Raw genomic sequence first — 22863 nt, 5'->3', positions numbered from 1 at the left:
AGCGGTGGTACTCACCAAAAGCATAGAACAGTCGATGTCTGCTTCTTCCGGTTGTCCATCACAGACAACCCGCAAGGACACCGCCGTCCACGCTTCTCTCTCTCATCTTCACTTGTCAAAGAGCAAATTCGTTTTCCGAAGAAAACAGCGCCCAAGACCGGAATCTTACTTCCGGCCCCAGCCGCCCGAATTTCCAAAGAAAACCCGGATCGTCCGATCTTCGGCAACCCGGTGATGAACCCGATTTAGGTTCATCTCATTCCTTTGTCAACTACGATTTGCGAATCGCGCATCGTACTCGACTTTCCCCGGCGACTTTTGCCCGCTGGCCTGAGCCAGTCTGCTTCAGCGCACCATGTCAGGGAAGCTTTTAGACACCGTCGCGTCAGCGGCGGCGTCGATGGGCGCTTTATAGGCCCGCCCCTTTCGTCCTGTCAACGGCCTTGTGAAAGTTTTTTGACAGTCGCCCCAAAGCGGCTCGCAGCACGGATTTGCGGGGAGTATTTCTCCGGCCGCCTCACTGCCGACACAGTGTCCTTCGAAGCACGTGAGGCCCGGCGACGGAAGCAGGAGACAGAATTCCCGGCCTTTATGCCTGTCCGGGAGCCGCCTCTTGTGCTAGAGCGCCAGACAATCCTTGCTCCTACGGCTCTTAAAGTCTTCATGAGTTCCTCCTCCTCCGATGACGGTCGCAGCGGCCTCCCGTACCGGGAGAGCCTTCGTGCTGCATCGGGCGTGGATCTGGGCCATGAGCCGCCGCTGAGTGTCGGAGGGGCTCCTCAGGAAGTCGATAGACGGGAGGTCAATTTGCGCTGGCTCGGCGCGAGTGTCCTGACCGGCGTCACCGGTGCCGTTCTCATCGGCGCCTCCATCTATATCGCCCTCGAGGGCGAAACGACATCCGCGATCCCCCCTGAACCAGCAAACATTACCGTCGCTCATGAGGGACTCGACGGAGAAGACCGTATGGCAAGTACGGCGCGCAAGGCGGACAGGCTGAACAAGACAGAGACAGTCGCCCTGGCCAAGCAAAGCTTCCGCGCTCCGATGACGATTCGCAACGGTGATCGGGAAGCGATCAAGGTTCGGCAATTCGTGCGGGTGGCCACCAACCTGTCACTGACTGCGGGCGTCTATGCATCCGACATCCCCCGCTTCGATCCGATGCGCCTGTTCAACGACAATAATCAGGACAAGGCCGTCGAAGCGCCTCCGGAAATCGCCGATGCCGACGTATCGGTCGTCCGGCGTGACCTCTCCACCCTTGCCATCGAGGCCAGCGCGCCTTCCCTATCGGACGACGACGTTCTTGCCTTGCTCGAGGAGGAGCGCCGGATCTCGTCGGAAGTCGGACGGCGCGCCTCCTTCCCTATTCCCGCCCAGCAGATGCTCTCCCGCACCCTGCGCCAGCCGGACGCGCTGGGCGAGGCCCTTGGTTATGCCCGGATCGTCGACGCCCCCTTCAGCTCCATCGAGGTCCGGGTGGTGCCGGAGAACGTCACCAACCTACCCAAGGCAGATCTGCGAGGTACGGCGCCCCTCGTTGAGGAACGGGACGTCGCCCTTAAGAAAGGCGAGACACTGGAAACGGTCCTACGTGCCTATGGCGCGACCCCGGAACAGATCCTCGCAATCACGACAGCTCTGTCGGCCCGGATCAAGACCGCGAACCTGGCCGAGGGACAGCATCTCCGCATTCTCATCGCGCCGGGGCCCCGCCTCGGCGATCCCCGACAGATCGTCCGCGTCATCGTCCTGGGCGAGCGCGGTATCGATGCGATCGCAGCGACCAACGACAGGGGTGTCTTCGTCTCCGTGACCCCCGTCAATGAGGAAGCGGCTTCGCAGGTCGCGGAAACTACAGATGAGGAAGAGGAAGGGGAGGATGACGGCCGCGGCGTCAGGCTCTACGAAAGCCTTTACGAGACGGCCCTGAAGAACGACCTGCCCCGAAAGACCGTGGACGAGCTCGTCCGAATCTTCGGCTACGACGTCGACTTCCAGCGCCGCGTCTCGTCGGGCGACACCTTCGAGGTGTTCTACGGCGCCGACGAAGATGGCGGAACGCCCGAAGTGCTTTATGCCTCGCTGACCGTCGGCGGAGAGGCCCGGCGGGTCTATCGCTATCAGGGCGACGACGGCGGCATCGATTTCTTCGACGAGAGCGGGCGGTCCTTGAAGAAATTCCTTCTTCGCAAGCCCATTGCCGAAGGCATCCTTCGCTCTGGCTTCGGCTCGCGCTACCATCCCATTCTCGGCTATTCGCGGCCACATACCGGGATCGACTGGGCGAACCGCATCGGAACCCCGATCATCGCCGCCGGTAACGGCACGGTCATCAAGGCGGGATGGGAATCGGGTTATGGCCGCCGGGTCGAGATCCAGCATGCCAACGGCTATGTGACCACTTACAACCACATGTCGGGCTTCGGAAAGGGCGTCGCCCCAGGCATCCGCGTGCAGCAGGGCCAGGTCATCGGCTATCTCGGCAGCACCGGCCTCTCCACCGGTCCCCATCTCCACTACGAAGTTCTCATCAACGGCAGTTTCGTCGATCCCCTCAAGATCCGCCTGCCCAAGAGCCGCGAACTGGAAGGCCGCTCGCTTGCCGAATTCAAGCGGCAGCGCGAGCAGGTGGACGATCTCATGTCCCATGCCAGTGTCTCGGCCAGCATCGCCCAGCGCGCCGATCTGCGCTGACTCCCGATGCTCGAGCTTCTCGCGATCGTCCTGCCCGTCTTTGGCCTGATCGCCATCGGGTACGGAGCAAGACGGATCAATTTCGTGTCCGAGCGCATGGGGGAAGGGCTCTCGGAATTCGTCTTCTCGCTGTCCCTGCCCTGCCTGATCTTCAAGACGCTCGTGAGGGCTGAAATCCCTGCGGTTCAACCCTGGGGCTATTGGATCTCATACTTCGCGGGAGTCGCGGTCGTCTGGGCCCTGGCCATGCTGATCGGAAGCCGGTTCTTCGCCCTCAAAGGCATCTCCGCCGTCGTCGCCGGATTCTCGGCCGGGCAGGCGAATACGGTGTTCGTGGGCGTTCCCATGATCCTCAAGGCCTATGGAGATGCCGGAGCCGTACCCCTCTTCCTCCTGATCGCGGTCCATCTTCCAGTGACCATGACGCTTGCGACCCTCATGGCGGAGGGCCGGCAAGCCTCGCCATGGCTGATCATCCGCCGGCTTCTTACCCATCCTATCGTGGTCGGCATTCTGGCAGGCTCCGCGTGCCGCCCTCTCACGTCCTACCTTCCCGCCCCATTCTGGCAGGTGGTGGAGCTTCTCGGCAGCGCCGCCGTTCCCTGCGCTCTGATTTCCATGGGCATCGCCCTGCGCCGCTATGGGCTGGAGACCGGCTGGAAGCTGCCGACTTTGATTTCCGCGCTCAAGCTGCTGGTGCACCCGCTGATCGTCCTGGTGCTGGCCACCTACGTATTCTCGATGCCGCCGGTCTGGTCGGGCGTGGCGGTTCTCTTCGCCTCGTGCCCGTCCGGCATCAACGCCTATCTGTTCGCGGAACGCTATGGAGAGGGCGTCGCACTGGCCTCCAGCGCCGTCACGCTGTCGACGGTTCTGGCTTTGGGAACGACCCTTCTTTGGCTCTTCGTGCTGGGTGTCGGATAAGGATTAGAAGCCGAGACTTCGCCGAACTTCGGCGGCGGTGACGCCACGGGCCCTCACATCGGCCAGAGCTTCCGATTGCCGGCTCTTCGACAGCTTATCGCCGATCGGATCGAGAATCAGGCCATGGTGGTGATAGAGCGGCGTCGGCAGGCCGAGCAGGGTCTGAAGCAGCACATGGAGATCGGTGGCAGCCTCGAGATCCTGGCCGCGGACGACATGGGTGATTCTCTGAAGCGCATCGTCGGCGACGACGGACAAATGATAGCTCGTCGGAACTTCCTTGCGGACCACCACGGCATCCCCCCAGCGGTGGGGATCGACCTTCACGGGCTCGATGCGCCCTTCCCGGTCGAAGCGCCGATAGCTCAACGACTCCGGCATGAGAGCCAGCGCCGCCGTCATATGGATGCGAAGCGCGTGGGGTTCTCCGATCGACAGGCGCTGCCGGACCTCCTCAGGATCAAGGTTGCAGCAGGTGCCGGGATAGAGAAGCGCACCATCCGGATCGCGGGGCCATGCTTCGCCCGTCTCGGCCTCCCGGCGAGCCACGGTATCAGCCACAGCTTTACGTGAGCAGAAGCAGGGGTAGAGAAGCTTTTTGTCCTTCAGACGCCCCGCGGCCGCCCGATAGAAATCGAAATGGTCCGATTGCCGCCTGACAGGCTCTTCCCAGCGAAGCCCCAGCCACGCCAGATCGTCATAGATGGCCGTCTCGAATTCCGGCCGACAGCGGCCGAGATCGATATCCTCGATGCGCAGGAGCAGCCGCCCTTCGAACTGCCGGGCAAAATCGGCATTCAGGAGTGCCGAATAGGCATGTCCCAAATGCAGCCGCCCATTAGGGCTTGGGGCGAACCGGAAGATGGGCGCGGTCGGAACCACGGACGAAGGGGAGCCTTGCCCCAAAGTCAGTTGCGCGCTGCCTTGAGAGCCATCTGAGCACCCGCGCGCAGCAGCCCCGTGTCGCTGGCGATGGACACGAGATGGAAGCCCTTTCGTGCCAGCTCGGATGCACGGTCGCCGGTCGCAGCATAGATTCCGGCAAACTTACCGGCGCTCCGCGCCCGGGCCAAAGCATGATCGATGGCGGCATCGACCGCCGTGCTCGCCGGGTCAAGCTCCTTGCCTCGGGAGAGGCCGATGGACAGATCCGACGGGCCGATGAAGATGCCGTCGATTCCGGGCACGGCCAGAATATCGTCGACGATGGCGAGAGCCTCCTGGGTCTCAATCATGGCCAATGCCACGGACAACCCATTGCCAATCTTGAAGTACTCGGCGGGCTGAAGGCCCGTGAGACTCAAGGCGCCGTGGGGACCCCAGCTCCGCTCGCCCACGGGGGGGAATTTCATGACGGCCGCGAAGCGGTACGCATCCTCGACCGTATTGATCATCGGAGCGATCACTCCGGAGGCGCCCGCATCTAGGATTCGTGAGGCGGTCGCGAAATCCCCGACCGGGATCCGAACCATGGCGGGCTTTCCCGCCGCGGCGATGAGGGGGATGGCCCTGACCGTCGCGGCGAAATCGATCGCACCGTGCTGCATGTCCACAACCACCGCATCGAAGGCCTCCCGAGCCAGAACGCCCGGAATGGCCGGCTCCGGCAGACCGCACCAAGCGGCAAGCGCAGGAATTCCGGCCTTCAGCCGATCGGGAAGCGACGGAAGGGACATATCATTGACCTTTGCGGATAGAGAGGTTGAGAACAGTCGGATCGCAGCTTAGCGGCCCGTTTTGATCTCGTCGACGGCGCGGGTCATCTGCTCATGCAGGATGCGCCCGAGCTCAGCTTCGCTCATCGGCTTTCCGGCCGCCTCGAAATCGGTTTTCACCTTGCGGATCACGTCCCCATCGCCAGCTTCCTGGAAGTCGGCCAGGACGACGGCCTTGGCATAATCTTCCGCCTCTGCGCCGGTTTTTCCGATCTGAGCCGCGGCCCAGAGACCGAACAGCTTGTTGCGGCGAGCGGTCGCCTTGAAACGAAGTTCCTCATCGTGTGCAAACTTCTTCTCGAATGCGTCCTTGCGCTCGTCGAATGCGGTCATCTTCAATTCACTCCTGCGTTTCGCTTCCTGCGATATAAAGGCGCACAAGCGTCGCCGCCAGAGGTAGCCCGGTTCGAAAACGTCTTTGAAGAGGGACGGAAATGGCCGAACTCCTTCCGTTGTGCTTGGCGGAGGGATCGGATAGGTTGCGCCCAAGCCGGGGACGGTCCCGATCGGACCCGCGCCAGCCGCGGATCTGCACACTATATAAGGAGCCACGGCAATGGATTTCCTCAAACCACGGTACACACCTATGAATCGCCGCCGTCGCATCTATGAGGGCAAGGCGAAGGTCCTCTATGAAGGGCCGGAGCCCGGAACGCTCATCCAGCACTTCAAGGATGATGCCACCGCCTTCAATGCCAAGAAGCATGAAGTGATCGACGGAAAGGGTGTCCTGAACAACCGGATCTCGGAATACGTCTTCCAGAATCTGAACGATATCGGCGTCCCGACCCACTTCATCCGCCGCCTCAACATGCGTGAGCAGCTGATTCGCGAGGTGGAGATCATCCCGCTCGAGGTCGTGGTCCGGAACGTCGCGGCCGGCTCCCTGGCTCAACGCCTCGGGCTGGAAGAAGGCACCCAGCTGCCCCGCTCGATCATCGAATTCTATTACAAGAACGACAAGCTCAACGACCCGATGGTGTCGGAGGAGCATATCACCGCCTTCGGCTGGGCGACCCCCCAGGAGATCGATGACATCATGGCGCTCGCCATCCGGGTCAACGACTTCCTGTCCGGCCTCTTCCTGGGTGTCGGCATCCGCCTCGTCGACTTCAAGATGGAGACGGGTCGGCTCTGGGAAGGCGAGATGATGCGGATCGTCGTCGCCGACGAGATCTCCCCGGATTCGTGCCGTCTCTGGGACATCAAGTCCAAGGACAAGCTCGACAAGGATCGGTTCCGTCGCGACATGGGCGGCCTCGTCGAGGCCTATTCCGAGGTTGCCCGCCGCCTCGGAATCATGTCCGAGAATGAGAACCCGACCATGAGCGGCCCGCGCCTCGTGCAGTGAGGCGGGCACACCATATCGGTCCCGAAACCCGGCCTTGTGCCGGGTTTTTCTTTGTTCTCTGTCATTCCGGGGCGAGCGAAAGCGAGAGCCCGAAACCCATGGTCACGACGCCGCAGGATAAAAATCCACGGCGGCCGCCGCGCTCTCTCGTGAAGCTCAGCGTTTATGGGTCCCGGGCCCGCGCCGAAGGCGCGTCTCGGAATGACAGTAGAGGCGCGGCGCACTTCCCTCCCCTTGCTGGGACGGAAGCGGCACCTGCATCTCGACCGCGCACCCGTTTCGTGAGTAGAAACGAGCCATGCGGCTCCGCTTCCTTGCCTTCCCCCTCCTGGCCCTCCTGATCGGATCGTGCCTTTCCTCCTGCGGCTATATCCCTCGCCCGGTCGAGGGTGTGCCGCCCGGTGCGCCCTGGGAGGCTCTGCCCTTAAGGAAATGGCTGGCGGAAGATCGCGCGGAGCCTATTGCCTTGTCCTTCTGCGCTCCGCCCGAGTGTAGGCCGGGCCTCGCCGTTGCCGTCGTGCTCCTGAGAGGAAAGGACGCGGCGGAGGCCGAAGCCGTGCTGAAGAGCCCGTCAAGGCTGGCGCAATCGCTCCGGTCGCCGTCGCGCAAGCCGCCAACCGCCGGACGGAAATCAGTTCGGACCCTCGTCGAGGCGAGTCCCTTGGTAGAGGGCTCCCTGCGCGGCTTCGCGATCAGCCTTGCACCGGCAGATGGCGGAAAGCAGCGTGCCTATGGTGCTGCGCTCGGACAGCGAAACGGAGACGACCTCAAAGTTGTGCTCGTGATCGGCGAGGACGAGACTTCGGTGCTGAATACCGTGCGGGACGTCGCGAGGCGTGAATTGCAGTCGTGAAGCCGTTGTTTCTTCGGCCCATTCGCATTATGGCGTTGGCCATCTTCCGAAAAACCCGAGGATCCCATGAAAGCCCGTGTCACCGTGACCCTCAAGAACGGCGTTCTCGATCCCCAAGGCAAGGCGATCGAAGGTGCCCTGAAGTCCCTCGGGGTCGACGGCATCGCCAGCGTGCGCCAGGGCAAGGTGTTCGATATCGAGCTCGGCACCGCGGACAAGAGCCAGGCCGAGGCGTCGCTGAAGGCGGCCTGCGAGAAGCTCTTGGCGAATACGGTCATTGAAAACTACCGCGTTGAGCTGACCTAACCGTCATGCCCGGACCGTGTCCGGGCATTCACGTTCGTCTGCGCCGCAGGGCGTGGATGGCCGGTCCGACCCGGCCATGACGATAGAAGGATGAATTGGATGAAATCCGCTGTCATCGTCTTCCCCGGATCCAATCGCGACGGCGATGTGATGCGGGCCCTCCGGCAGGCCGGCTCCCAGGTGGAGAAGGTCTGGCACGCCGAGACCGAGCTGCCCAAGGGCACGGACCTCGTCGTCCTGCCTGGCGGCTTCTCCTATGGCGACTATCTCCGTTGCGGCGCCATCGCCGGCCGCGCGACGGTGATGGACGCGGTCAGAGCCCATGCCGCACGGGGCGGTCTCGTGCTCGGCATCTGCAACGGCTTCCAGATCTTGTGCGAGTCAGGACTTCTGCCGGGCATCCTGATGCGCAACGCGAATCTCAAGTTCATTTGCCACCGGCAGTTCCTGCGGGTGGAGCGCAACGACACGGCCTTCACCCGGGCTTATGCCAAAGGTCAGGCGATCGACGTCTGCGTCGCCCATGGCGAGGGCAATTACACGGCCGATACCGAGACCTTGAAGCGTCTCGAGAGTGAGGGCCTGGTGGCATTCCGCTATTCCGATACGAACGGGCATGTGACGCCGGATGCCAACCGCAACGGCTCCATGAATTCCATCGCGGGCATCTATTCCGACAAGCTCAACGTGCTCGGCATGATGCCCCATCCTGAGAACCTGATCGAAGATCTTGTCGGCGGAACCGACGGGCGCGGGCTGTTCAAGAGCCTCGTATCGTCTTTCGCCAAGGCTGCATAACGTCCCATCCCCGCCCAGGAGTGGGTAAAAGAATCGAGACCCCGATGATCCGCAACGACGTCGCCATCACTCCGGAGCTGGTGAAGGAGCATGGGCTGAAGCCCGATGAATACGAGCGCTTCGTCAAGCTCATCGGCCGCACACCGACGATCACGGAGCTCGGCATCGTCTCCGCCATGTGGAACGAGCACTGCTCCTACAAATCCTCCCGCATCCATTTGCGTGGTCTGCCGACGCAAGCGCCGTGGGTGATCCAGGGGCCCGGCGAGAATGCGGGCGTGATCGACATCGGCGACGGGCTCGCCTGCATCTTCAAGATGGAGAGCCACAACCATCCCTCCTTCATCGAGCCCTATCAGGGCGCAACGACGGGTGTGGGCGGCATCCTCCGGGACGTGTTCACCATGGGCGCGCGTCCGATCGCGGCCCTCAACTTCCTACGCTTCGGCGAGCCCGATCATCCCAAGACCCGCCACCTCGTCTCCGGCGTCGTGGCCGGAATCGGCGGCTACGGCAATTCCTTCGGCGTGCCGACCGTCGGCGGCAGCGTGGGCTTCCATCCCCGCTACAACGGCAACATCCTGGTCAACGCCATGGCGGTCGGCCTCGCCCGGACGGACGAGATCTTCTACGCTGCGGCAACCGGCGTCGGAAACCCCATTGTCTATCTCGGGTCCAAGACCGGCCGTGACGGCATTCACGGCGCCACCATGGCGTCGGCCGAGTTCGACGACGCGTCCGAGGAGAAGCGGCCGACCGTACAGGTCGGCGACCCCTTTGCGGAAAAGCTCCTGCTCGAAGCCTGCCTCGAATTGATGAAGTCGGGCGCCGTCATTGCGATCCAGGACATGGGCGCGGCCGGCCTCACCTGCTCCGCCGTCGAGATGGGCGCGAAGGGCAACCTCGGTGTCGAGCTCGACCTCGACAAGGTGCCGACCCGCGAAGAGGGCATGACCGCCTATGAGATGATGCTCTCGGAAAGCCAGGAGCGCATGCTCATGGTGCTGAAGCCCGGAATGGAGAAAGAGGCCGAAGCGATCTTCCACAAATGGGGCCTCGATTTCGCGATCATCGGCAAGACCACCGATACCCTCCGCTTCGTGGTGAAGCACCACGGAGAGGTCATGGCCGACCTGCCGATCAAGGAACTGGGCGACGAGGCGCCACTCTATGACCGCCCGCATCTGGCCAATACGCATCAGCCGACCATCGCGGCCGATACCGTAAAACCGCCCGTTTCCCACGCGGAGGCGCTCGTCAAGCTCGTCGGTTCGCCCGACCAGTGCTCGAAGCGTTGGGTGTGGGAGCAATACGACCACCTGATCCTCGGTAATACCGTGCAGGTGCCCGGCGGGGATGCTGCCGTCGTCCGGGTCGAGGACGGGCCGAAAGGCCTTGCCATGACCACCGACGTGACCCCGCGCTATTGCGAAGCCGACCCTGTCGAGGGCGGCAAGCAGGCAGTGGCGGAAGCCTGGCGCAATATCACCGCCGTGGGCGGTCTGCCACTGGCAATCACCGACAATCTGAATTTCGGCAATCCCGAACGGCCTGAGGTGATGGGTCAGTTCGTGGGTTGCCTGAGGGGCATTTCCGAAGCGTGCCGCGCACTCGACTTCCCGGTCGTGTCCGGCAACGTCTCGCTCTACAACGAGACCAACGGCCAAGGCATCCTGCCGACCCCCGCCATCGGCGGCGTCGGTGTACTGGATGACGTAACGGTCAACGCCTCCGTCGCGTTCAAGCGCGAGGAGGATGCTCTGATCCTCATCGGAGAAACGGAGGGCTGGCTCGGCCAGTCGATCTACCTGCGCGACATCTGCGGACGAGAGGAAGGCGCCCCTCCCCCGGTCGATCTCGTAGCGGAGAAGCGCAATGGCGATTTCGTCCGTCAGCTCATCCGCTCAGGCCAGGTCGACACGGTGCATGACCTTTCCGACGGTGGACTTGCCTTGGCACTGGCCGAAATGACCATGGCCAGCAAGATCGGTGCTGTCGTCGCCAGTGCGCCTGAGGACTTGGCCCTCCATGCCTTCCTGTTCGGCGAGGATCAGGCCCGCTACCTGCTGGCGGTCAACCCCGACGAGGCCGCCGACATTCTGTATGAGGCCGCGGAGATCGGCGTTCCGGCCATGGTTGTCGGTGTCACCGGCGGCGATTCATTGATTCTCCCCGGCGGAGAGGCCATATCGATCGAAACGCTGAAGGCGGCACATGAATCGTGGCTGCCGGACTACATGGCCGGCAAGGCCTGAGGAATTGACAAGATGCCTATGGATGCCCGTGACATCGAGACCATGATCAAGGCGGCGCTCCCCGACGCCCAGGTCGAGATCAAGGATCTCGCCGGCGACGGCGATCATTACGCCGCGACCGTGACCTCGCCTGCCTTCAAGGGCAAAAGCCGGGTTCAGCAGCACCAGATGGTCTATGCAGCGCTGCAAGGCCGCATGGGCGGCGCCTTGCACGCCCTTGCCTTGACGACCCAAGCCCCCGACAATTGAGATGAACCCGGCGCCTTGACCGCCGCGGAACAGGAGAAGTCCATGACCGATGCCCGCCAGGTGATCGACAACGAAGTGAAGTCCAATGATGTCGTGCTTTTCATGAAGGGTACGCCGCAATTCCCCATGTGCGGGTTCTCGGGCCAGGTGGTCCAGATTCTGAATTATCTCGGCGTGCCCTATAAAGGGGTCAATGTTCTCGAGGACGAGACCATTCGCCAGGGGATCAAGGACTATTCCAACTGGCCGACCATTCCGCAGCTCTACGTGAAGGGCGAGTTTGTCGGCGGCTGCGACATCACCCGCGAAATGTTCCAGGCCGGCGAGCTGCAGCAGCTCTTCACCGACAAGGGCATTGCGGTCCAGCAGACCGCCTAAGGCTTCCTTTCCGAACAGACATTGGAGCGGGGTGCAGCGCTGCATCCCGCTTTTTGCTGTCTTGAAAGCGACAATCTGCACCTTTGTCGCATATCCTATTCATCCCCATTTTCGGCACAGTGAAGGTGTTCCGATACGGATCGGCCGCAACAACAAGATCAGGCGGCCATTCTCGAAGGGGGTTTTCCATGTCCGATCCCGCGACGAACGTGATCGCGTTCAAGCCGCGCACGGCCTCACCTATCCAGGCGCATCCCAAAAGCCTGCTCGAACGAATTTATACCGCCGGCTCTCTTGCGCTGCCAGCCGACGATACCGCCACGAAGACCGCCGCTCTGATGCTGCAGGCCCTTGGCTTCCTCGTCATCGAAGAGATTCTGGCCGATGGAACGCCGCAGCGCCTCACACGCGGACAGGCCCGATCGGCGATGGATCGTCCCTGGCGTCTGTCGAAGCCCGCTTTCTCTGGCGAGATCGGCGTCCCTGATGGCTCCGGCAGCGCTCAGCGGCCGGCCTGAGGCGCGATCGCCGCCTTGATGAAGGCCATGGCGTCGGGAGATGCCCATTCCGCCGGGCCTTTCAGGAGGGCGACCTCGCATCCGGACGAGCCGACGATCAAAGTGGTCGGCAGCCCGACCACGTGACCCGATTTCTGCAAAGTCTGCAGAACCTTGCCGCCGGGATCCGCGTAATACGCGAGATTGTGGATCCCGTTTTCCTGAAGCCAGGCCTTTGGCTTCTCGGTATTCCGGGTATCGACATTCACGGCCACGACCTCGAAATCCGCGCCCCCCTGCTCGGCCTGGAGCTTGTCCAGTGCCGGCATTTCCTGGCGGCACGGCACGCACCACGTGGCCCAGAGATTGACCAGGACAGTCTTGCCCTGAAAATCCTTCCAGCTCCTCGGCTGCCCGTCCGGGCCGTTGAAGATGATCTCGGGCGGAAGCTTCGGAGCATTGCTGACCCCCACCGCAGCCATCTCACCTGTCGCAAGGGACTTTAGCCGAGCGGTCACATCCTGGGCCGCCTTGCATTCGGCAAGTCCGTCATTCGCAGCAAGCCGTCCGGAAACTCCATACCAAAGGGCGCCGGTGCCAATGAGCACGAGGGGGATTACGCCGGCAAGCCAGCGCCTTTTCGAACCGGATTGGGGAGCAGGATCTGTCGTCATGCTCCTGGATGTGGCGCGTTTTTCGCCTCTCCTCAAGTGTCGTGAGCACGAGCTGTGCCCTTGATGCTTCACGATACCGTGGCAATCCGCTTCCGCCACGGCCGAAAGGTTGCGGGCAAATGCGCCTAAGCGCTCCTTCCGTCACAGCTTCCCCTCGCATCCGGCGACGGTTCCCGTTATGGTGCGGCCACGTTTCGGAGCATCTGATGTCGCCTTGCCTTAATCTGTCCCGTGCCGCGTTGATTGCCGGCGTCCTTGTCCTCGGCCTGTCCGCCTGCGGTCGCCGTGGGGCCCTCGAACCGCCGCCGGACGGGTCCGCCCCCCAGCAGCAGAGCACCACGAGCCAACCGAGCTCCGCCGGCGTCCTCCCCTCCCCGGTAGGAACCCGCTCCAACAAGACCAATCGCGGATTCACGGTTCCCCAGGACCGGTTCATCCTCGACCCGATCCTCTGACGTCGTGGTTTTCAATCGTCCGGGGACCGCGTTTTCGGTCGCCGACCGATAGGCCGAGACTGCGCCGGCGCTGTGAAACGCCCTGAAATCTTTCTGAAACCGCTCTAGATCGTCTCATGCACCATTTCAGCTATCGCCAGGGAAGTCTTCACGCCGAGGATGTCGATCTGCGCCGTTTGGCGGACGACGTCGGCACACCCTTCTATTGCTATTCTTCCGCGACGCTGGAGCGCCATTACCGCGTCTTCGCGGAGGCCTTCGCCGACACCGATGCCCTCGTCTGCTACGCGATGAAGGCCAATTCCAATCAGGCCGTACTCAGGACGCTTGCGCGCCTCGGGGCCGGCATGGACATCGTGTCGGAGGGCGAGCTACGCCGGGCGTTAGCAGCCGGTGTGCCGGGTGAGCGGGTCGTGTTTTCGGGGGTCGGGAAAACCCGGCAGGAAATGGCTTTCGCCCTCGACAGCGGCATCCTGTGCTTCAACGTGGAATCGGAGCCGGAGCTGGACGCACTCTCCGAGGTCGCCTTGTCGAAAGGCCTGCGCGCACCTGTTTCGGTCCGCATCAATCCGGATGTCGACGCGAAGACCCACAAGAAGATCTCCACCGGCAAATCCGAGAACAAGTTCGGCATTCCCATTGCGCGCGCGCGCGACGTCTATTCCCACGCTGCGAAGCTGCAAGGGATCCAGATCACCGGCGTCGACATGCATATCGGCAGCCAGATCACCGACCTTGAGCCCTTCGACAATGCCAGCGCGCTTCTGGCCGAGCTGGCGCGCGACTTGATGGCCGATGGGCATCGGCTGCATCACATCGATCTCGGAGGCGGACTGGGCATTCCCTATCGCAGCGACAACGAGCCCCCGCCCGATCCGCAGGCTTATGCGCAGATCATCAAGCGCCATACCAAGGATCTCGGCCTGAAGCTCGTATTCGAGATGGGTCGTCTCATCGCCGGCAATGCCGGAATCCTGGTGACCAAGGTGGTCTATGTGAAGGAAGGCGCGGACAAAAACTTCGTGATCGTCGACGCGGCCATGAACGACCTGATCCGCCCGACCTTGTACGACGCCTATCACGAAATCAAACCGGTAGCAGAGCCCGGGCGTAACGTTCACCATGTCGTCGCCGACGTGGTCGGCCCCGTCTGCGAGACGGGCGACTATCTCGCGCTCTCGCGAGACATGCCGGCCGTGAAGCCGGGAGACCTGCTGGCCCTGATGACGGCGGGCGCTTACGGTGCCGTGACAGCGAACACCTACAACACTAGGCTGCTCATTCCAGAGGTACTGGTACGGGGAGTCGACCATGCGGTTGTCAGGCCGCGCCAGACTTATGAAGAACTGATCGGCATGGACCGTGTGCCGGACTGGCTCACTTGAACCTGTATCAGCGCGAAAGCAGTCCATCGACGAGCCCAAAAGAAAAGCCCGGCATTTTCGCCGGGCTTTCCTCATTCCACGTATAAGTTCCTTTAGATGACCATGAAGTCGAGATAGGTCATCTTGAGGCCCTTCTTGAGGGTCGTGATCTCGACCGCCTTGCCCTTGCCCGAGCCGTCGGCGTCGTAAGAGAGCACGCCCTTCTTGGTGTCGTAGATCAGGTAATCGTTCTTGTCCTTGGCATGATCGCCAATGGTGAAGAACGCCTTGTTGAGCTTGCCGGGCTTGGCTTCGCTGCCCTTGCCGAGCTTCTTGAACACGGCATTGTCGAGCCAGAGCGTGTCGTCCTTGACGGAAAAGTCGACGATTTTGTCGAGGTTGGTCTTCTTGTTCAGCGTGGTGTCGAACACGAACACGTCCTTGCCGGCTCCGCCAGTGAGAACGTCCTTGCCGAGACCGCCCCAGAGCACGTCGTTGCCGGCGCCGCCGCTGAGCACGTCATTGGACTTTCCGCCCTTGATGACGTCATTGCCGGCGCTGCCGGCCGTCTTCTCGACGGCGACGTCCAACACTCCGACGGACAGGATCTTCTCGAAGGAATGCCCTGCCTTGTCCTGAGCCTTCACCTTGACCTGGTGTGACTTGACCTGCTCGTAGTCGAGCTTGATGCCATCCTTCACCACAAGTTTGTTGCCATTGATCGCGAAGCGACCGCCGGCATCGTCAAGAAGCGAATAGGTGAAGGTATCACCAGCATCCTGATCCTGCGTCGAGAGGGTCCCGACGACCGTTCCCGTTGCGGCCATTTCCTGAACAGTCGCGCCGCTCAGGGTAACGCCGCTCGGAGCCTCGTTGACGTCATTGATGGCGAGGTTGAAGGTCTGCTCGGATGTGCCACCAAAGCCGTCATCGGCAATGACCGTCACGCTGATCTTGTGATCGGTGGCCGTTTCGTAGTCGAGCTTGGCTGCATCCTTCACCTTCAGCTCGTAGGCATGAGTCGTGGCGTTCTGCACGATCTCGAAAGTGCCGTCGCTGTTCTTGATCGTGAAGCTGACAGCATCACCCTCACCGTCGACTGCGCCGAGGATGCCGACAAGGCTGCCTTTGGCCGTGTTCTCATCGAGAGCGATAACGGCGGTTCCTGCAGCATTCTTCAACGTCACGTCGTGCGGATCGGTGTTATCCGCAACCGCAGTGCCCGTAATGGTGAAGACTTGAACATGCGGAGTATTGACGCCGTCGGAGACCGCGATGCGGATCTCGTGCGTTGCGTCCAGAGCAAGCGGCGCATTCGTCTTCGCGACCAACTTGCCGTCGACGATGTCGAACAGGGCGTCCGTCACCTCAGCGCCTTGGTCGTTCACGATCTTGTACGTGAAGGTGTTGACCGTATCGGCATCGGTGGCGCCCAGCGCGCCGACAACGTCGCCCATCCTGGCGTTTGCCTTGATCGTCAGGTTGTCCAGCGTCACTGCCGTCGGCGCGTTGTCATTGACGTCGGTTAGAGCGAGAGTCAGGGTCTTCTCGACAGCTCCGCCATTGCCATCGTTGCCGATGACCGTCACGCTGACGGTATGGTTGGCAACGGTCTCGTAGTCGATCTTGGCCGGATCCTTGATTTTCAGTTCATAGGCGCCGGTCGTGGCGTTCTGAGTGATCTCGAAAGTGCCGTCATCGTCCTTAATCGTGAAGCTGACAGCATCACCGTCGCCGTCAGTCGCACTCAGCGTGCCGACGACGCCGGTCGTTGCCTCCGAGATGGAGGTAACAGCATCGCCCTGAGCGTCCTTCAGCACCACATCTTGCGGATCGACATTGCTTCCGCTGATCGTGAAGGTCTGGATAAAGGTGTGAATCCCGTCGGAGACCTGGATGTGCAGGTCGTGAGTTTCGTCTCTAGCGAGCGGCGCGTCGACGAGAGCCACTACTTTGCCATCGACGATGTCGAACATGGCATCGCTGGTCGGATCGCCATTTCCATCGACAATCGTGTAGGTGAAGGTGTTGACAGCTGCCGTATCGGCATCGGTTGCGCCCAGCGTACCGACCTCATCGCCTGCATGGGCGCTGGATGCGATCGTCAGGTTGTCCAACGTCACCGCTGTCGGCGCGTTGTCATTGACGTCGTTGACGGAAATGGTGATGGAAGCCTCACCGGCATCCTGATTGTTTGCGTCGGTCAGCGTCAGCGACAGCTGAAAGCTCTGCGCAGTCTCATAGTCCAGGGAAACGCCATCCTTGAGAAAAAGCTTGTCACCGACAATGGTGAACAACGCATCCATGGCCGGATCCGTGAACGCATAGGTGTAGGGCTGCTCATCATCAGCCGAAAGTGTTCCGATGAGAACGGAAGTCGTTCCGTCCCACATTACGTTCTCGTCAATCGAGCTATGGTCAATCGTTACGATTGTCATTGGTCTTTGTACTCCCAAATGAATAACAGCGGCGGGGTGTATAATGTTATATCGTATAGATTGCAAGCTTGCCCCCTGCCTTCACCTGAACTTGTTCCTGCAGCGGCCATCTGCCTCTGGTCAGCGCCGTACACCGTGCTAGCTTGATCGATGGGGGTCGGTGCGGGGAACCGCGCAACGGGAGTTTATGGCATGAGCGAAGGCTCGAACCCGCTGCCGGCTCAAAACCATCTGAGCAAGCGGTTCGGACGCCTCGTGGAGCGGGCGCGCTGGGCTCTTTGGCTGGAGCAGGCTTGGCCGCGCCTCTGGCTCCCCCTGGCGATTGTCCTGATCTTCCTGACCCTGTCGTGGCTTGGCCTCTGGCTCGAGACGCCGCCGTTTTGGCGCAGCGCGGGACTCGGACTTTTTGGTCTGGCCTTTCTCCTGTCCCTTTGGCCTTTGATGCATCTGCGGCTGCCTGGGCGAGGCCCTGCCCTGGACCGTCTCGACCGGGACACGGGTTTGAAACACGGCCCGGCGAGGGCCCTCGACGACACGCTTGCCCTCGGTTCCGACGATCCCGGATCCCGTGCCCTCTGGACCCTTCATCGCCGTCGGGCCGAGGATACGATCGGACGCATGCGGGTGGCCTTACCCAACCCGGATATGCCGCGACGGGATCGCTTCGCTCTGAGAGCGGCAGCCGTTCTGTCGGTACTTGCAAGTGCCTTCGTGGCCGGCCCCGAGATCGGCTCGCGTCTCGCAGCGGCCTTCGATCGCAACGCCCCCGGCGCCTCCGCGCCGAGCTTTCGAATCGACGGATGGATCGATCCGCCACTCTATACGCGTGCTCCTCCCCTCATGATCGACCTGGCGAAAGGTCAACATCTGAAGGCCCCCGTGCATTCGACGGTCGTGATTCGAATTGCCGGGGAGGGAAAGGCGGAGGTCGCACCGGGCCATGGGCTCACGCCTTTGCCGCCGAAAGGGAACCAGAGATCCGACCTGCGGGAGGAGCGCTACATGCTTGAAAGCAGCGCCGACCTGACGGTCAGTACCGGCTTTGCCAGCGGCGTTACCCTCTCCATTGAAGCGATTCCCGACCGGCCGCCGGAAGTGGCTTTTACCGGTCCGCCAGAGATCAACGCTCGCGGGGTCTTCACCCTCGCCTACAAAGCCAAGGACGATTACGGCATCGCATCGGCGGAAGGCTTGATCGAAAAAAGCAAGGGGCCGAAGGAACGGTCCCTCGTGCCCGTTCCCACGATCACCCTTGCGATTCCAGGGCATGAGGAAAACGCGCCGGAGACCCGCTCTCCGGTCGACCTCACCAATCATCCCTGGGCCGGCGCCGCCGTGAAGCTCAAGCTTCGCGTCAAAGATGAGGCCGGGCAGGAAGGCCTGAGCGAGACCATCGACTTCACGCTGCCGCAGCGCCCCTTCACGAATCCTCTCGCAAAGGCGCTTGTGGAACAACGGCGCAACCTGGTTCTGGCACCGGATGATCGAAAGCGGGTCCAGACGGCACTCGATGCGCTTCTGATCGCGCCCGAGAGCTTCACGCCGCAATGGGGCGTGTTCATGGGCCTCCGTCTGGCATCTGACCGCCTGCGCCGAGCGCGCAGCGATCAGGATCTGCTCGACGTGGCCGACTGGCTATGGTCAATGGCGCTTCAGATCGAGGATGGGAACCTGTCCGATGCCGAGCGTGATCTGCGAGCAGCCCAGGAGCGTCTGAAGGACGCCATGGACCGGGGGGCCACGGATGATGAGATCAAGCGCCTCACGGAGGAGCTCCGCCAGGCCATGGATCGGTTCCTACGGGAATTCGCCGAGCGGATGCAGCAAAACCCGCAAAGTCAGGATCAGAACCAACGTCAGGCGGACCGGGTGATTACCCAGGACGACCTCAATCGCATGCTCCGCCAGATGGAAGATGCCATGCGCCGTGGCGACATGGCGGAGGCGCAACGCCTGCTTGAGGACCTGCGCAACATTCTCGACAACCTTCAAATGGCCCGGCCCGACAGCCGGATGACCGATCCGCTCGGCCGGGAGATGAACCAGGCCATGAAGGATCTTGAGGACATGGCGCGGGAGCAGCAGCGATTGCGCGATGAGACCTTCAGAGACGGCCAGAACCGCCGCATGCAACAGGGAGAACGTGGGCAGCAGCGGCAGGGCCAGCGTCAGCGGGGTCAGCGCGGACAGCAGGGACAGCAGGGACAGCAGGGGCAACAAGGTCAGGAAGACGCGGATAACGGCCAGGGTGGAGGTCAGCAGGATCCTCTCGGTCTCAACCAGCGCCAGCAGACCCTGCGCGAGCGCCTCCAGGAACTGCAGCGCCGCATGCAGGGCATGGGCATGGAAAACGAGCAGGGCCTTGGTGATGCGGAGCAGGCCATGCGGGAGGCCGAGAACTCTCTCGGCCAAGGTCAAAACGGCGATGCCGTCGATGCCCAGGGCCGCGCGCTCGAAGGACTCCGCAAGGGCATGCAGGGCATGGCCCAGCAGATGCAGCAGGGTCCCGGCAACGAACAGGCCGGAGACCAGCCCGGCCCTGGCGATCCACAAGGCACCAACCAGACTGGCCAGCGCAACAAAGACCCGTTGGGGCGTCCGACGCGAAACCGCGACTATTTCGACAATGGCAACATCCACGTGCCGGGTGCCGGCGAATCGGCGGCGGCCCGGGCAGCGCGGATTTTGGAGGAATTGCGTCGGAAACTCGGCGATCCGAGTCGGCCGCAGGAGGAACTCGATTATTTCGACCGGCTCCTGCGTCGCAACTGAACGCAGATCTTAAGCTCTTGCCATTACATGGAGATCCAGGCCACACCGTCTAGGAATCTCCGGTGGAACCTTCATGACCGATATGTCCGATATGATTGTTTTTGCAGCCGTTTTGGCGGTTGCCTTCGTTCTCCTGCTCGGCCTCGTTAACATGTTGCGCGGTGGCAGTGCCAACAAGTCGCAGCACCTGATGCGGATGCGCGTCCTGCTGCAATTCCTCGCCATTGTCATCATCATGGGGGTGATCTGGTGGCGGGCAGCCTAGCTTGCTCCATATTGACACTTTCCCGCCATCGTTCTTTATAAGACATCGTTAGGTATAGCTGCTTCGGCCAGCCCCTTCTTTGTTGAACGATGGATTTGTTGATGCGCACCGGCATTGTTCTGGGCCTTGGCCTTCTGGTCGTATCCTCCGTGGGAGCGATCGCCGCAGATGCCAAACGCCCGGCGCCGGCAACCTATCCCACGAGCAGCCAGCCGAGCCTCTTGTCGGAATTCCGTATCGGCTTCTCCGCCCAGGATCCCTGGGGGCCTGAAGGCAAGGACGGGTCGGCCAATCTGACGGGGGAGATCCTCTTTGCGAAGCCGTTCACGGCTTCCGATCTTTTCACGAGCTATTTCATCCCTCGGCCACATATTGGTGGCAGCGTAAACTTCGACGGGCGGACGAGCTTCGCCTATGCCGGCTTGACTTGGACCATCGACATCACGCCCAACCTGTTCGTCGAGGGATCCATCGGTGGCGCCATTCATAACGGCGATAAGGATGTGGTGGGTATAAACGTCCATCGTCAGGCCCTTGGATGCTCGCCCCTCTTCCGTGAATCGGGCTCAGTCGGCGTGCGGCTTTCCGCCAATTGGAGCGTGATGGCCACAATCGAGCACCTGTCGAACGCCGGGGCCTGTTCCGAGAACCGCGGCCTGACCAATATCGGCGCCCGCGTCGGCTACACCTTCTGATCCGCCCCTCAAGACGAGGGCTGACATGGTCGTCCTGAACCGCATCTACACCCGCACGGGAGACAAAGGCACGACCGCCCTTGCGGCCGGTGGCCGGCGGCCGAAATATGACCTTCGTGTCGAGGCTTACGGCACGGTGGACGAAACCAACGCGTGCATCGGCCTTGCCCGACTCCATACGTCCGGACACGAAATCGACCCGATGCTCGGACGCATTCAGAACGATCTGTTCGATCTCGGCTCCGATCTCGCGACCGTGGAGACGGGCAAACCCCTACCTTACGAGCCACTGCGCATTACCCAGGGACAGGTGGATCGCCTCGAGCACGAGATCGACCAGCTCAACGATCACCTTTCATCGCTGCGCTCCTTCGTCCTGCCGGGCGGAACGGCAGCTGCAGCAGCCCTGCATCTCGCCCGTACGGTCTGCCGGCGGGCTGAGCGGCGGGTTGTTGAGCTGATGGACAAGCCGGACGAGGTCATTTCGGCCGAAGCCGTGAAATACCTCAATCGCCTCTCCGATTTCCTCTTCGTGGCCTCACGCTATGTGAATGACAAAGGCCAGCTGGACGTACTCTGGGTCCCCGGCCAGAACCGCTGAGGGCGGGCCATGTTTCTCCCGTTGCATGACGGCGTTCCGTTGAAGAACATGAAGACGCCGACGGGAACCCGGATCCTGCTTCTGATCTGCGTAGCCGCCTATCTGTTCATGTTCTATGGCCCTCTCGGACCTGACGCTACGGTCGCTGGTTTCGGGCTGATCCCGTCGGTTCTTTTCGGGACGGAAATCTTGCCCGAGGGCTTTCCGTTCGTGCCGACGCCACTCACCCTGCTGACCAGTCTCTTCCTGCACGTCTCCCTGTTCCATCTTCTCGGCAACATGGTTTTCCTCTGGGTCTTCGGAGACAATGTCGAGGATGCGATGGGCCATGGACGCTTCATCGTCTTCTTTCTCCTTTGCGGAGGATTTGCGGGCCTCGTGCACTCCCTCGTTGAGGCGGACTCGCACCGTCCGCTCATCGGCGCCTCGGGAGGCGTCTCGGGGGTGGTGGCGGCGTACCTCATCCTTTATCCGCGGGTACGCATCTGGGGCTTGTTCCTGACGGCCATTCCCTTACGCCTTCCGGCTTATTGGGCCATCGGCTTCTGGTTCATCCTGCAATTTGCATCTGCCTTCTTCGGCACGGACGATGGTGTCGGCTGGTTTGCCCATCTCGGCGGCTTCGTGGCCGGGGCCCTCCTGATCCCTCTGATGCGCCATCGCTACGATCCGCTTCTGGCCCGCATCGAGACTCAAGAAATGAAGGCGCCGCGTTGACAATCGGACGCCGCCCGCTACGGTCCCGATCATCTTTTCCCTACCCGTCCGGAGAGCTGGCCGATGACCGCTTCCGGATCTGACCTTTCGATGAGGACAGACGAATGAAGCTTCTTGTGTGTGTGAAGCGGGTTGTCGATTTCAATGTGAAGATCCGTGTGAAGGGGGACGGGTCGGGTGTCGAGCTGGCGAACGTCAAGATGTCGATGAACCCGTTCGACGAGATTGCGGTCGAGGAAGCCCTCCGCCTCAAGGAGCAGGGCAAGGCGACCGAAGTGGTGGCGGTGTCGATCGGTCCGCAACAGGCCGCCGAGACGATCCGCACGGCACTCGCCATGGGCGCCGACCGCGGCCTTCTGGTGAAGACCGATGCGAGCGTCGAGCCGCTGGCCGTGGCCAAGATCCTCAAGGCGGTGATCGCGCAGGAAAAGCCCGATCTCGTGATCCTGGGCAAGCAGGCCATCGACGACGATGCCAACCAGACCGGCCAGATGCTCGCGGCGCTCTTGGGCTGGCCCCAAGGCACCTTCGCCTTCAAGGTGGCCGTGGACGGCAACACTCTCGAGGTCACCCGCGAGGTCGATGGCGGCCTGCAGACCGTCGCGCTGACCCTGCCGGCAATCGTCACCACGGACCTGCGCCTCAACGAGCCGCGCTATGCCAGCCTGCCCAACATCATGAAGGCCAAGAAGAAGCCGCTCGACGAGACCTCGCCTGAGGCGCTCGGCGTCGATGTCGCGCCGCGCCTGAAGGTGCTCAAGACGGCCGAGCCCGGCGGGCGCAAGGCCGGCGTCAAGGTGGCCTCCGTCACCGAGCTGGTCGCCAAGCTGAAGACCGAAGCCGGCGTGCTCTAAGG

The 22863-nt window shown here is 62.1% G+C and carries 24 protein-coding genes; 19 read left to right on the top strand and 5 right to left on the bottom strand.

Annotated elements, in window-relative coordinates; translation table 11 throughout:
- From K9B37_RS24290 to K9B37_RS24280, 3 genes are all read left to right on the top strand, one after another.
- Window positions 1-249 (top strand): hypothetical protein (locus tag K9B37_RS24290; protein ID WP_224316397.1); only part of this gene is annotated, 249 nt, incomplete at its 5' end.
- A 414-nt stretch (window positions 250-663) separates the two neighbouring features.
- The gene (locus K9B37_RS24285) at window positions 664-2700 is read left to right on the top strand and encodes a M23 family metallopeptidase (protein WP_224316396.1); all 2037 of its coding nucleotides are present in this window, start codon (window positions 664-666) and stop codon (window positions 2698-2700) included.
- A gap of 6 nt (window positions 2701-2706) precedes the next feature.
- The gene (locus K9B37_RS24280) at window positions 2707-3624 is read left to right on the top strand and encodes an AEC family transporter (protein WP_224316395.1); all 918 of its coding nucleotides are present in this window, start codon (window positions 2707-2709) and stop codon (window positions 3622-3624) included.
- 3 nt (window positions 3625-3627) lie between these two features.
- Here K9B37_RS24280 and gluQRS read toward each other — a convergent pair whose 3' ends face one another.
- From gluQRS to K9B37_RS24265, 3 genes are all read right to left on the bottom strand, one after another.
- Window positions 3628-4449, bottom strand: coding sequence for a tRNA glutamyl-Q(34) synthetase GluQRS (gene gluQRS, locus K9B37_RS24275; protein WP_255616795.1), 822 nt, complete (start codon window positions 4447-4449; stop codon window positions 3628-3630).
- Between the two features lie 83 nt (window positions 4450-4532).
- Window positions 4533-5300, bottom strand: coding sequence for an HpcH/HpaI aldolase family protein (locus K9B37_RS24270; protein WP_224316393.1), 768 nt, complete (start codon window positions 5298-5300; stop codon window positions 4533-4535).
- A 48-nt stretch (window positions 5301-5348) separates the two neighbouring features.
- Entirely contained in the window at window positions 5349-5672 is a 324-nt protein-coding gene (locus tag K9B37_RS24265) for a DUF1476 domain-containing protein (protein WP_224316392.1), read from the bottom strand.
- Window positions 5673-5895: 223 nt separating this feature from the next.
- On the opposite strand from K9B37_RS24265, the gene purC reads away from it, so the two are divergent.
- The 8 genes from purC to K9B37_RS24225 all read left to right on the top strand — a co-directional run bounded on the left by purC (window position 5896) and on the right by K9B37_RS24225 (window position 12047).
- Entirely contained in the window at window positions 5896-6690 is a 795-nt protein-coding gene (gene purC / locus K9B37_RS24260) for a phosphoribosylaminoimidazolesuccinocarboxamide synthase (protein WP_224316391.1), read from the top strand.
- Window positions 6691-6988: 298 nt separating this feature from the next.
- Entirely contained in the window at window positions 6989-7543 is a 555-nt protein-coding gene (locus tag K9B37_RS24255) for a hypothetical protein (RefSeq protein ID WP_224316390.1), read from the top strand.
- Window positions 7544-7609: 66 nt separating this feature from the next.
- Entirely contained in the window at window positions 7610-7849 is a 240-nt protein-coding gene (gene purS, locus K9B37_RS24250; RefSeq protein WP_224316389.1) for a phosphoribosylformylglycinamidine synthase subunit PurS, read from the top strand.
- A 99-nt stretch (window positions 7850-7948) separates the two neighbouring features.
- Window positions 7949-8647 carry a phosphoribosylformylglycinamidine synthase subunit PurQ gene (gene purQ / locus K9B37_RS24245; RefSeq protein ID WP_224316388.1) on the top strand — a complete coding sequence of 233 codons (699 nt, stop codon included), beginning with the start codon at window positions 7949-7951 and terminating at the stop codon, window positions 8645-8647.
- A gap of 44 nt (window positions 8648-8691) precedes the next feature.
- A complete protein-coding gene (purL, locus tag K9B37_RS24240) occupies window positions 8692-10902 on the top strand; it encodes a phosphoribosylformylglycinamidine synthase subunit PurL (protein WP_224316387.1) in 2211 nt (736 codons plus the stop codon).
- A 12-nt stretch (window positions 10903-10914) separates the two neighbouring features.
- On the top strand, window positions 10915-11151 hold the full coding sequence (locus K9B37_RS24235) for a BolA family protein (protein WP_224316386.1): 237 nt from the start codon (window positions 10915-10917) through the stop codon (window positions 11149-11151).
- A 42-nt stretch (window positions 11152-11193) separates the two neighbouring features.
- Window positions 11194-11529 (top strand): Grx4 family monothiol glutaredoxin, encoded by a 336-nt coding sequence (gene grxD, locus K9B37_RS24230; protein WP_224316385.1) that lies wholly within the window; start codon window positions 11194-11196, stop codon window positions 11527-11529.
- A 188-nt stretch (window positions 11530-11717) separates the two neighbouring features.
- Entirely contained in the window at window positions 11718-12047 is a 330-nt protein-coding gene (locus tag K9B37_RS24225; protein WP_224316384.1) for a hypothetical protein, read from the top strand.
- Here K9B37_RS24225 and tlpA read toward each other — a convergent pair.
- The gene (gene tlpA, locus K9B37_RS24220; protein ID WP_224316383.1) at window positions 12032-12700 is read right to left on the bottom strand and encodes a thiol:disulfide interchange protein TlpA; all 669 of its coding nucleotides are present in this window, start codon (window positions 12698-12700) and stop codon (window positions 12032-12034) included. The genes K9B37_RS24225 and tlpA overlap by 16 nt on opposite strands.
- A 206-nt stretch (window positions 12701-12906) precedes the next feature.
- Between tlpA and lptM the strand changes: the two genes are divergently transcribed.
- On the top strand, window positions 12907-13155 hold the full coding sequence (gene lptM, locus K9B37_RS24215; RefSeq protein ID WP_224316382.1) for an LPS translocon maturation chaperone LptM: 249 nt from the start codon (window positions 12907-12909) through the stop codon (window positions 13153-13155).
- A gap of 116 nt (window positions 13156-13271) precedes the next feature.
- Window positions 13272-14540, top strand: a complete 1269-nt coding sequence (gene lysA, locus K9B37_RS24210) for a diaminopimelate decarboxylase (protein ID WP_224316381.1) — start codon at window positions 13272-13274, stop codon at window positions 14538-14540.
- A gap of 92 nt (window positions 14541-14632) precedes the next feature.
- On the opposite strand, the gene K9B37_RS24205 is transcribed toward lysA, so the two are convergent.
- Window positions 14633-16957, bottom strand: coding sequence for a cadherin domain-containing protein (locus K9B37_RS24205; RefSeq protein WP_224316380.1), 2325 nt, complete (start codon window positions 16955-16957; stop codon window positions 14633-14635).
- A 192-nt stretch (window positions 16958-17149) separates the two neighbouring features.
- Between K9B37_RS24205 and K9B37_RS24200 the strand changes: the two genes are divergently transcribed.
- The 6 genes from K9B37_RS24200 to K9B37_RS24175 all read left to right on the top strand — a co-directional run bounded on the left by K9B37_RS24200 (window position 17150) and on the right by K9B37_RS24175 (window position 22861).
- Complete coding sequence (locus K9B37_RS24200; protein WP_224316379.1) at window positions 17150-19729, top strand: TIGR02302 family protein; 2580 nt, start codon at window positions 17150-17152, stop codon at window positions 19727-19729.
- Between the two features lie 82 nt (window positions 19730-19811).
- Window positions 19812-19994: a twin transmembrane helix small protein gene (locus tag K9B37_RS24195; RefSeq protein WP_224316398.1), complete on the top strand. Its 183-nt coding sequence runs from the start codon at window positions 19812-19814 to the stop codon at window positions 19992-19994.
- 101 nt (window positions 19995-20095) lie between these two features.
- Window positions 20096-20689 carry an acyloxyacyl hydrolase gene (locus tag K9B37_RS24190; RefSeq protein ID WP_224316378.1) on the top strand — a complete coding sequence of 198 codons (594 nt, stop codon included), beginning with the start codon at window positions 20096-20098 and terminating at the stop codon, window positions 20687-20689.
- 25 nt (window positions 20690-20714) lie between these two features.
- The gene (locus K9B37_RS24185; RefSeq protein WP_224316377.1) at window positions 20715-21290 is read left to right on the top strand and encodes a cob(I)yrinic acid a,c-diamide adenosyltransferase; all 576 of its coding nucleotides are present in this window, start codon (window positions 20715-20717) and stop codon (window positions 21288-21290) included.
- Window positions 21291-21299: 9 nt separating this feature from the next.
- Complete coding sequence (locus K9B37_RS24180) at window positions 21300-22007, top strand: rhomboid family intramembrane serine protease (RefSeq protein ID WP_224316376.1); 708 nt, start codon at window positions 21300-21302, stop codon at window positions 22005-22007.
- Window positions 22008-22111: 104 nt separating this feature from the next.
- The gene (locus K9B37_RS24175) at window positions 22112-22861 is read left to right on the top strand and encodes an electron transfer flavoprotein subunit beta/FixA family protein (RefSeq protein ID WP_224315241.1); all 750 of its coding nucleotides are present in this window, start codon (window positions 22112-22114) and stop codon (window positions 22859-22861) included.
- Window positions 22862-22863 lie beyond the last annotated feature (2 nt).

It is taken from the genome of Microvirga puerhi, from assembly GCF_020089865.1.
Classification (GTDB): domain Bacteria; phylum Pseudomonadota; class Alphaproteobacteria; order Rhizobiales; family Beijerinckiaceae; genus Microvirga; species Microvirga puerhi.
The sequence above is the reverse complement of the archived record's forward strand: the minus strand, read 5'-3'. Positions and strand labels throughout refer to the sequence as shown.

Excerpts from the sequence above, each read along its gene's own strand:
- K9B37_RS24285 (WP_224316396.1), top strand. The coding sequence starts at position 664 with ATGAGTTCCTCCTCCTCCGATGACGGTCGCAGCGGCCTCCCGTACCGG.
- K9B37_RS24280 (WP_224316395.1), top strand. The coding sequence starts at position 2,707 with ATGCTCGAGCTTCTCGCGATCGTCCTGCCCGTCTTTGGCCTGATCGCC.
- K9B37_RS24270 (WP_224316393.1), bottom strand. The coding sequence starts at position 5,300 with ATGTCCCTTCCGTCGCTTCCCGATCGGCTGAAGGCCGGAATTCCTGCG.
- K9B37_RS24265 (WP_224316392.1), bottom strand. The coding sequence starts at position 5,672 with ATGACCGCATTCGACGAGCGCAAGGACGCATTCGAGAAGAAGTTTGCA.
- purC (WP_224316391.1), top strand. The coding sequence starts at position 5,896 with ATGGATTTCCTCAAACCACGGTACACACCTATGAATCGCCGCCGTCGC.
- K9B37_RS24255 (WP_224316390.1), top strand. The coding sequence starts at position 6,989 with ATGCGGCTCCGCTTCCTTGCCTTCCCCCTCCTGGCCCTCCTGATCGGA.
- purS (WP_224316389.1), top strand. The coding sequence starts at position 7,610 with ATGAAAGCCCGTGTCACCGTGACCCTCAAGAACGGCGTTCTCGATCCC.
- purQ (WP_224316388.1), top strand. The coding sequence starts at position 7,949 with ATGAAATCCGCTGTCATCGTCTTCCCCGGATCCAATCGCGACGGCGAT.
- purL (WP_224316387.1), top strand. The coding sequence starts at position 8,692 with ATGATCCGCAACGACGTCGCCATCACTCCGGAGCTGGTGAAGGAGCAT.
- K9B37_RS24235 (WP_224316386.1), top strand. The coding sequence starts at position 10,915 with ATGCCTATGGATGCCCGTGACATCGAGACCATGATCAAGGCGGCGCTC.
- grxD (WP_224316385.1), top strand. The coding sequence starts at position 11,194 with ATGACCGATGCCCGCCAGGTGATCGACAACGAAGTGAAGTCCAATGAT.
- K9B37_RS24225 (WP_224316384.1), top strand. The coding sequence starts at position 11,718 with ATGTCCGATCCCGCGACGAACGTGATCGCGTTCAAGCCGCGCACGGCC.
- tlpA (WP_224316383.1), bottom strand. The coding sequence starts at position 12,700 with ATGACGACAGATCCTGCTCCCCAATCCGGTTCGAAAAGGCGCTGGCTT.
- lptM (WP_224316382.1), top strand. The coding sequence starts at position 12,907 with ATGTCGCCTTGCCTTAATCTGTCCCGTGCCGCGTTGATTGCCGGCGTC.
- lysA (WP_224316381.1), top strand. The coding sequence starts at position 13,272 with ATGCACCATTTCAGCTATCGCCAGGGAAGTCTTCACGCCGAGGATGTC.
- K9B37_RS24205 (WP_224316380.1), bottom strand. The coding sequence starts at position 16,957 with ATGACAATCGTAACGATTGACCATAGCTCGATTGACGAGAACGTAATG.
- K9B37_RS24200 (WP_224316379.1), top strand. The coding sequence starts at position 17,150 with ATGAGCGAAGGCTCGAACCCGCTGCCGGCTCAAAACCATCTGAGCAAG.
- K9B37_RS24195 (WP_224316398.1), top strand. The coding sequence starts at position 19,812 with ATGTCCGATATGATTGTTTTTGCAGCCGTTTTGGCGGTTGCCTTCGTT.
- K9B37_RS24190 (WP_224316378.1), top strand. The coding sequence starts at position 20,096 with ATGCGCACCGGCATTGTTCTGGGCCTTGGCCTTCTGGTCGTATCCTCC.
- K9B37_RS24185 (WP_224316377.1), top strand. The coding sequence starts at position 20,715 with ATGGTCGTCCTGAACCGCATCTACACCCGCACGGGAGACAAAGGCACG.
- K9B37_RS24180 (WP_224316376.1), top strand. The coding sequence starts at position 21,300 with ATGTTTCTCCCGTTGCATGACGGCGTTCCGTTGAAGAACATGAAGACG.
- K9B37_RS24175 (WP_224315241.1), top strand. The coding sequence starts at position 22,112 with ATGAAGCTTCTTGTGTGTGTGAAGCGGGTTGTCGATTTCAATGTGAAG.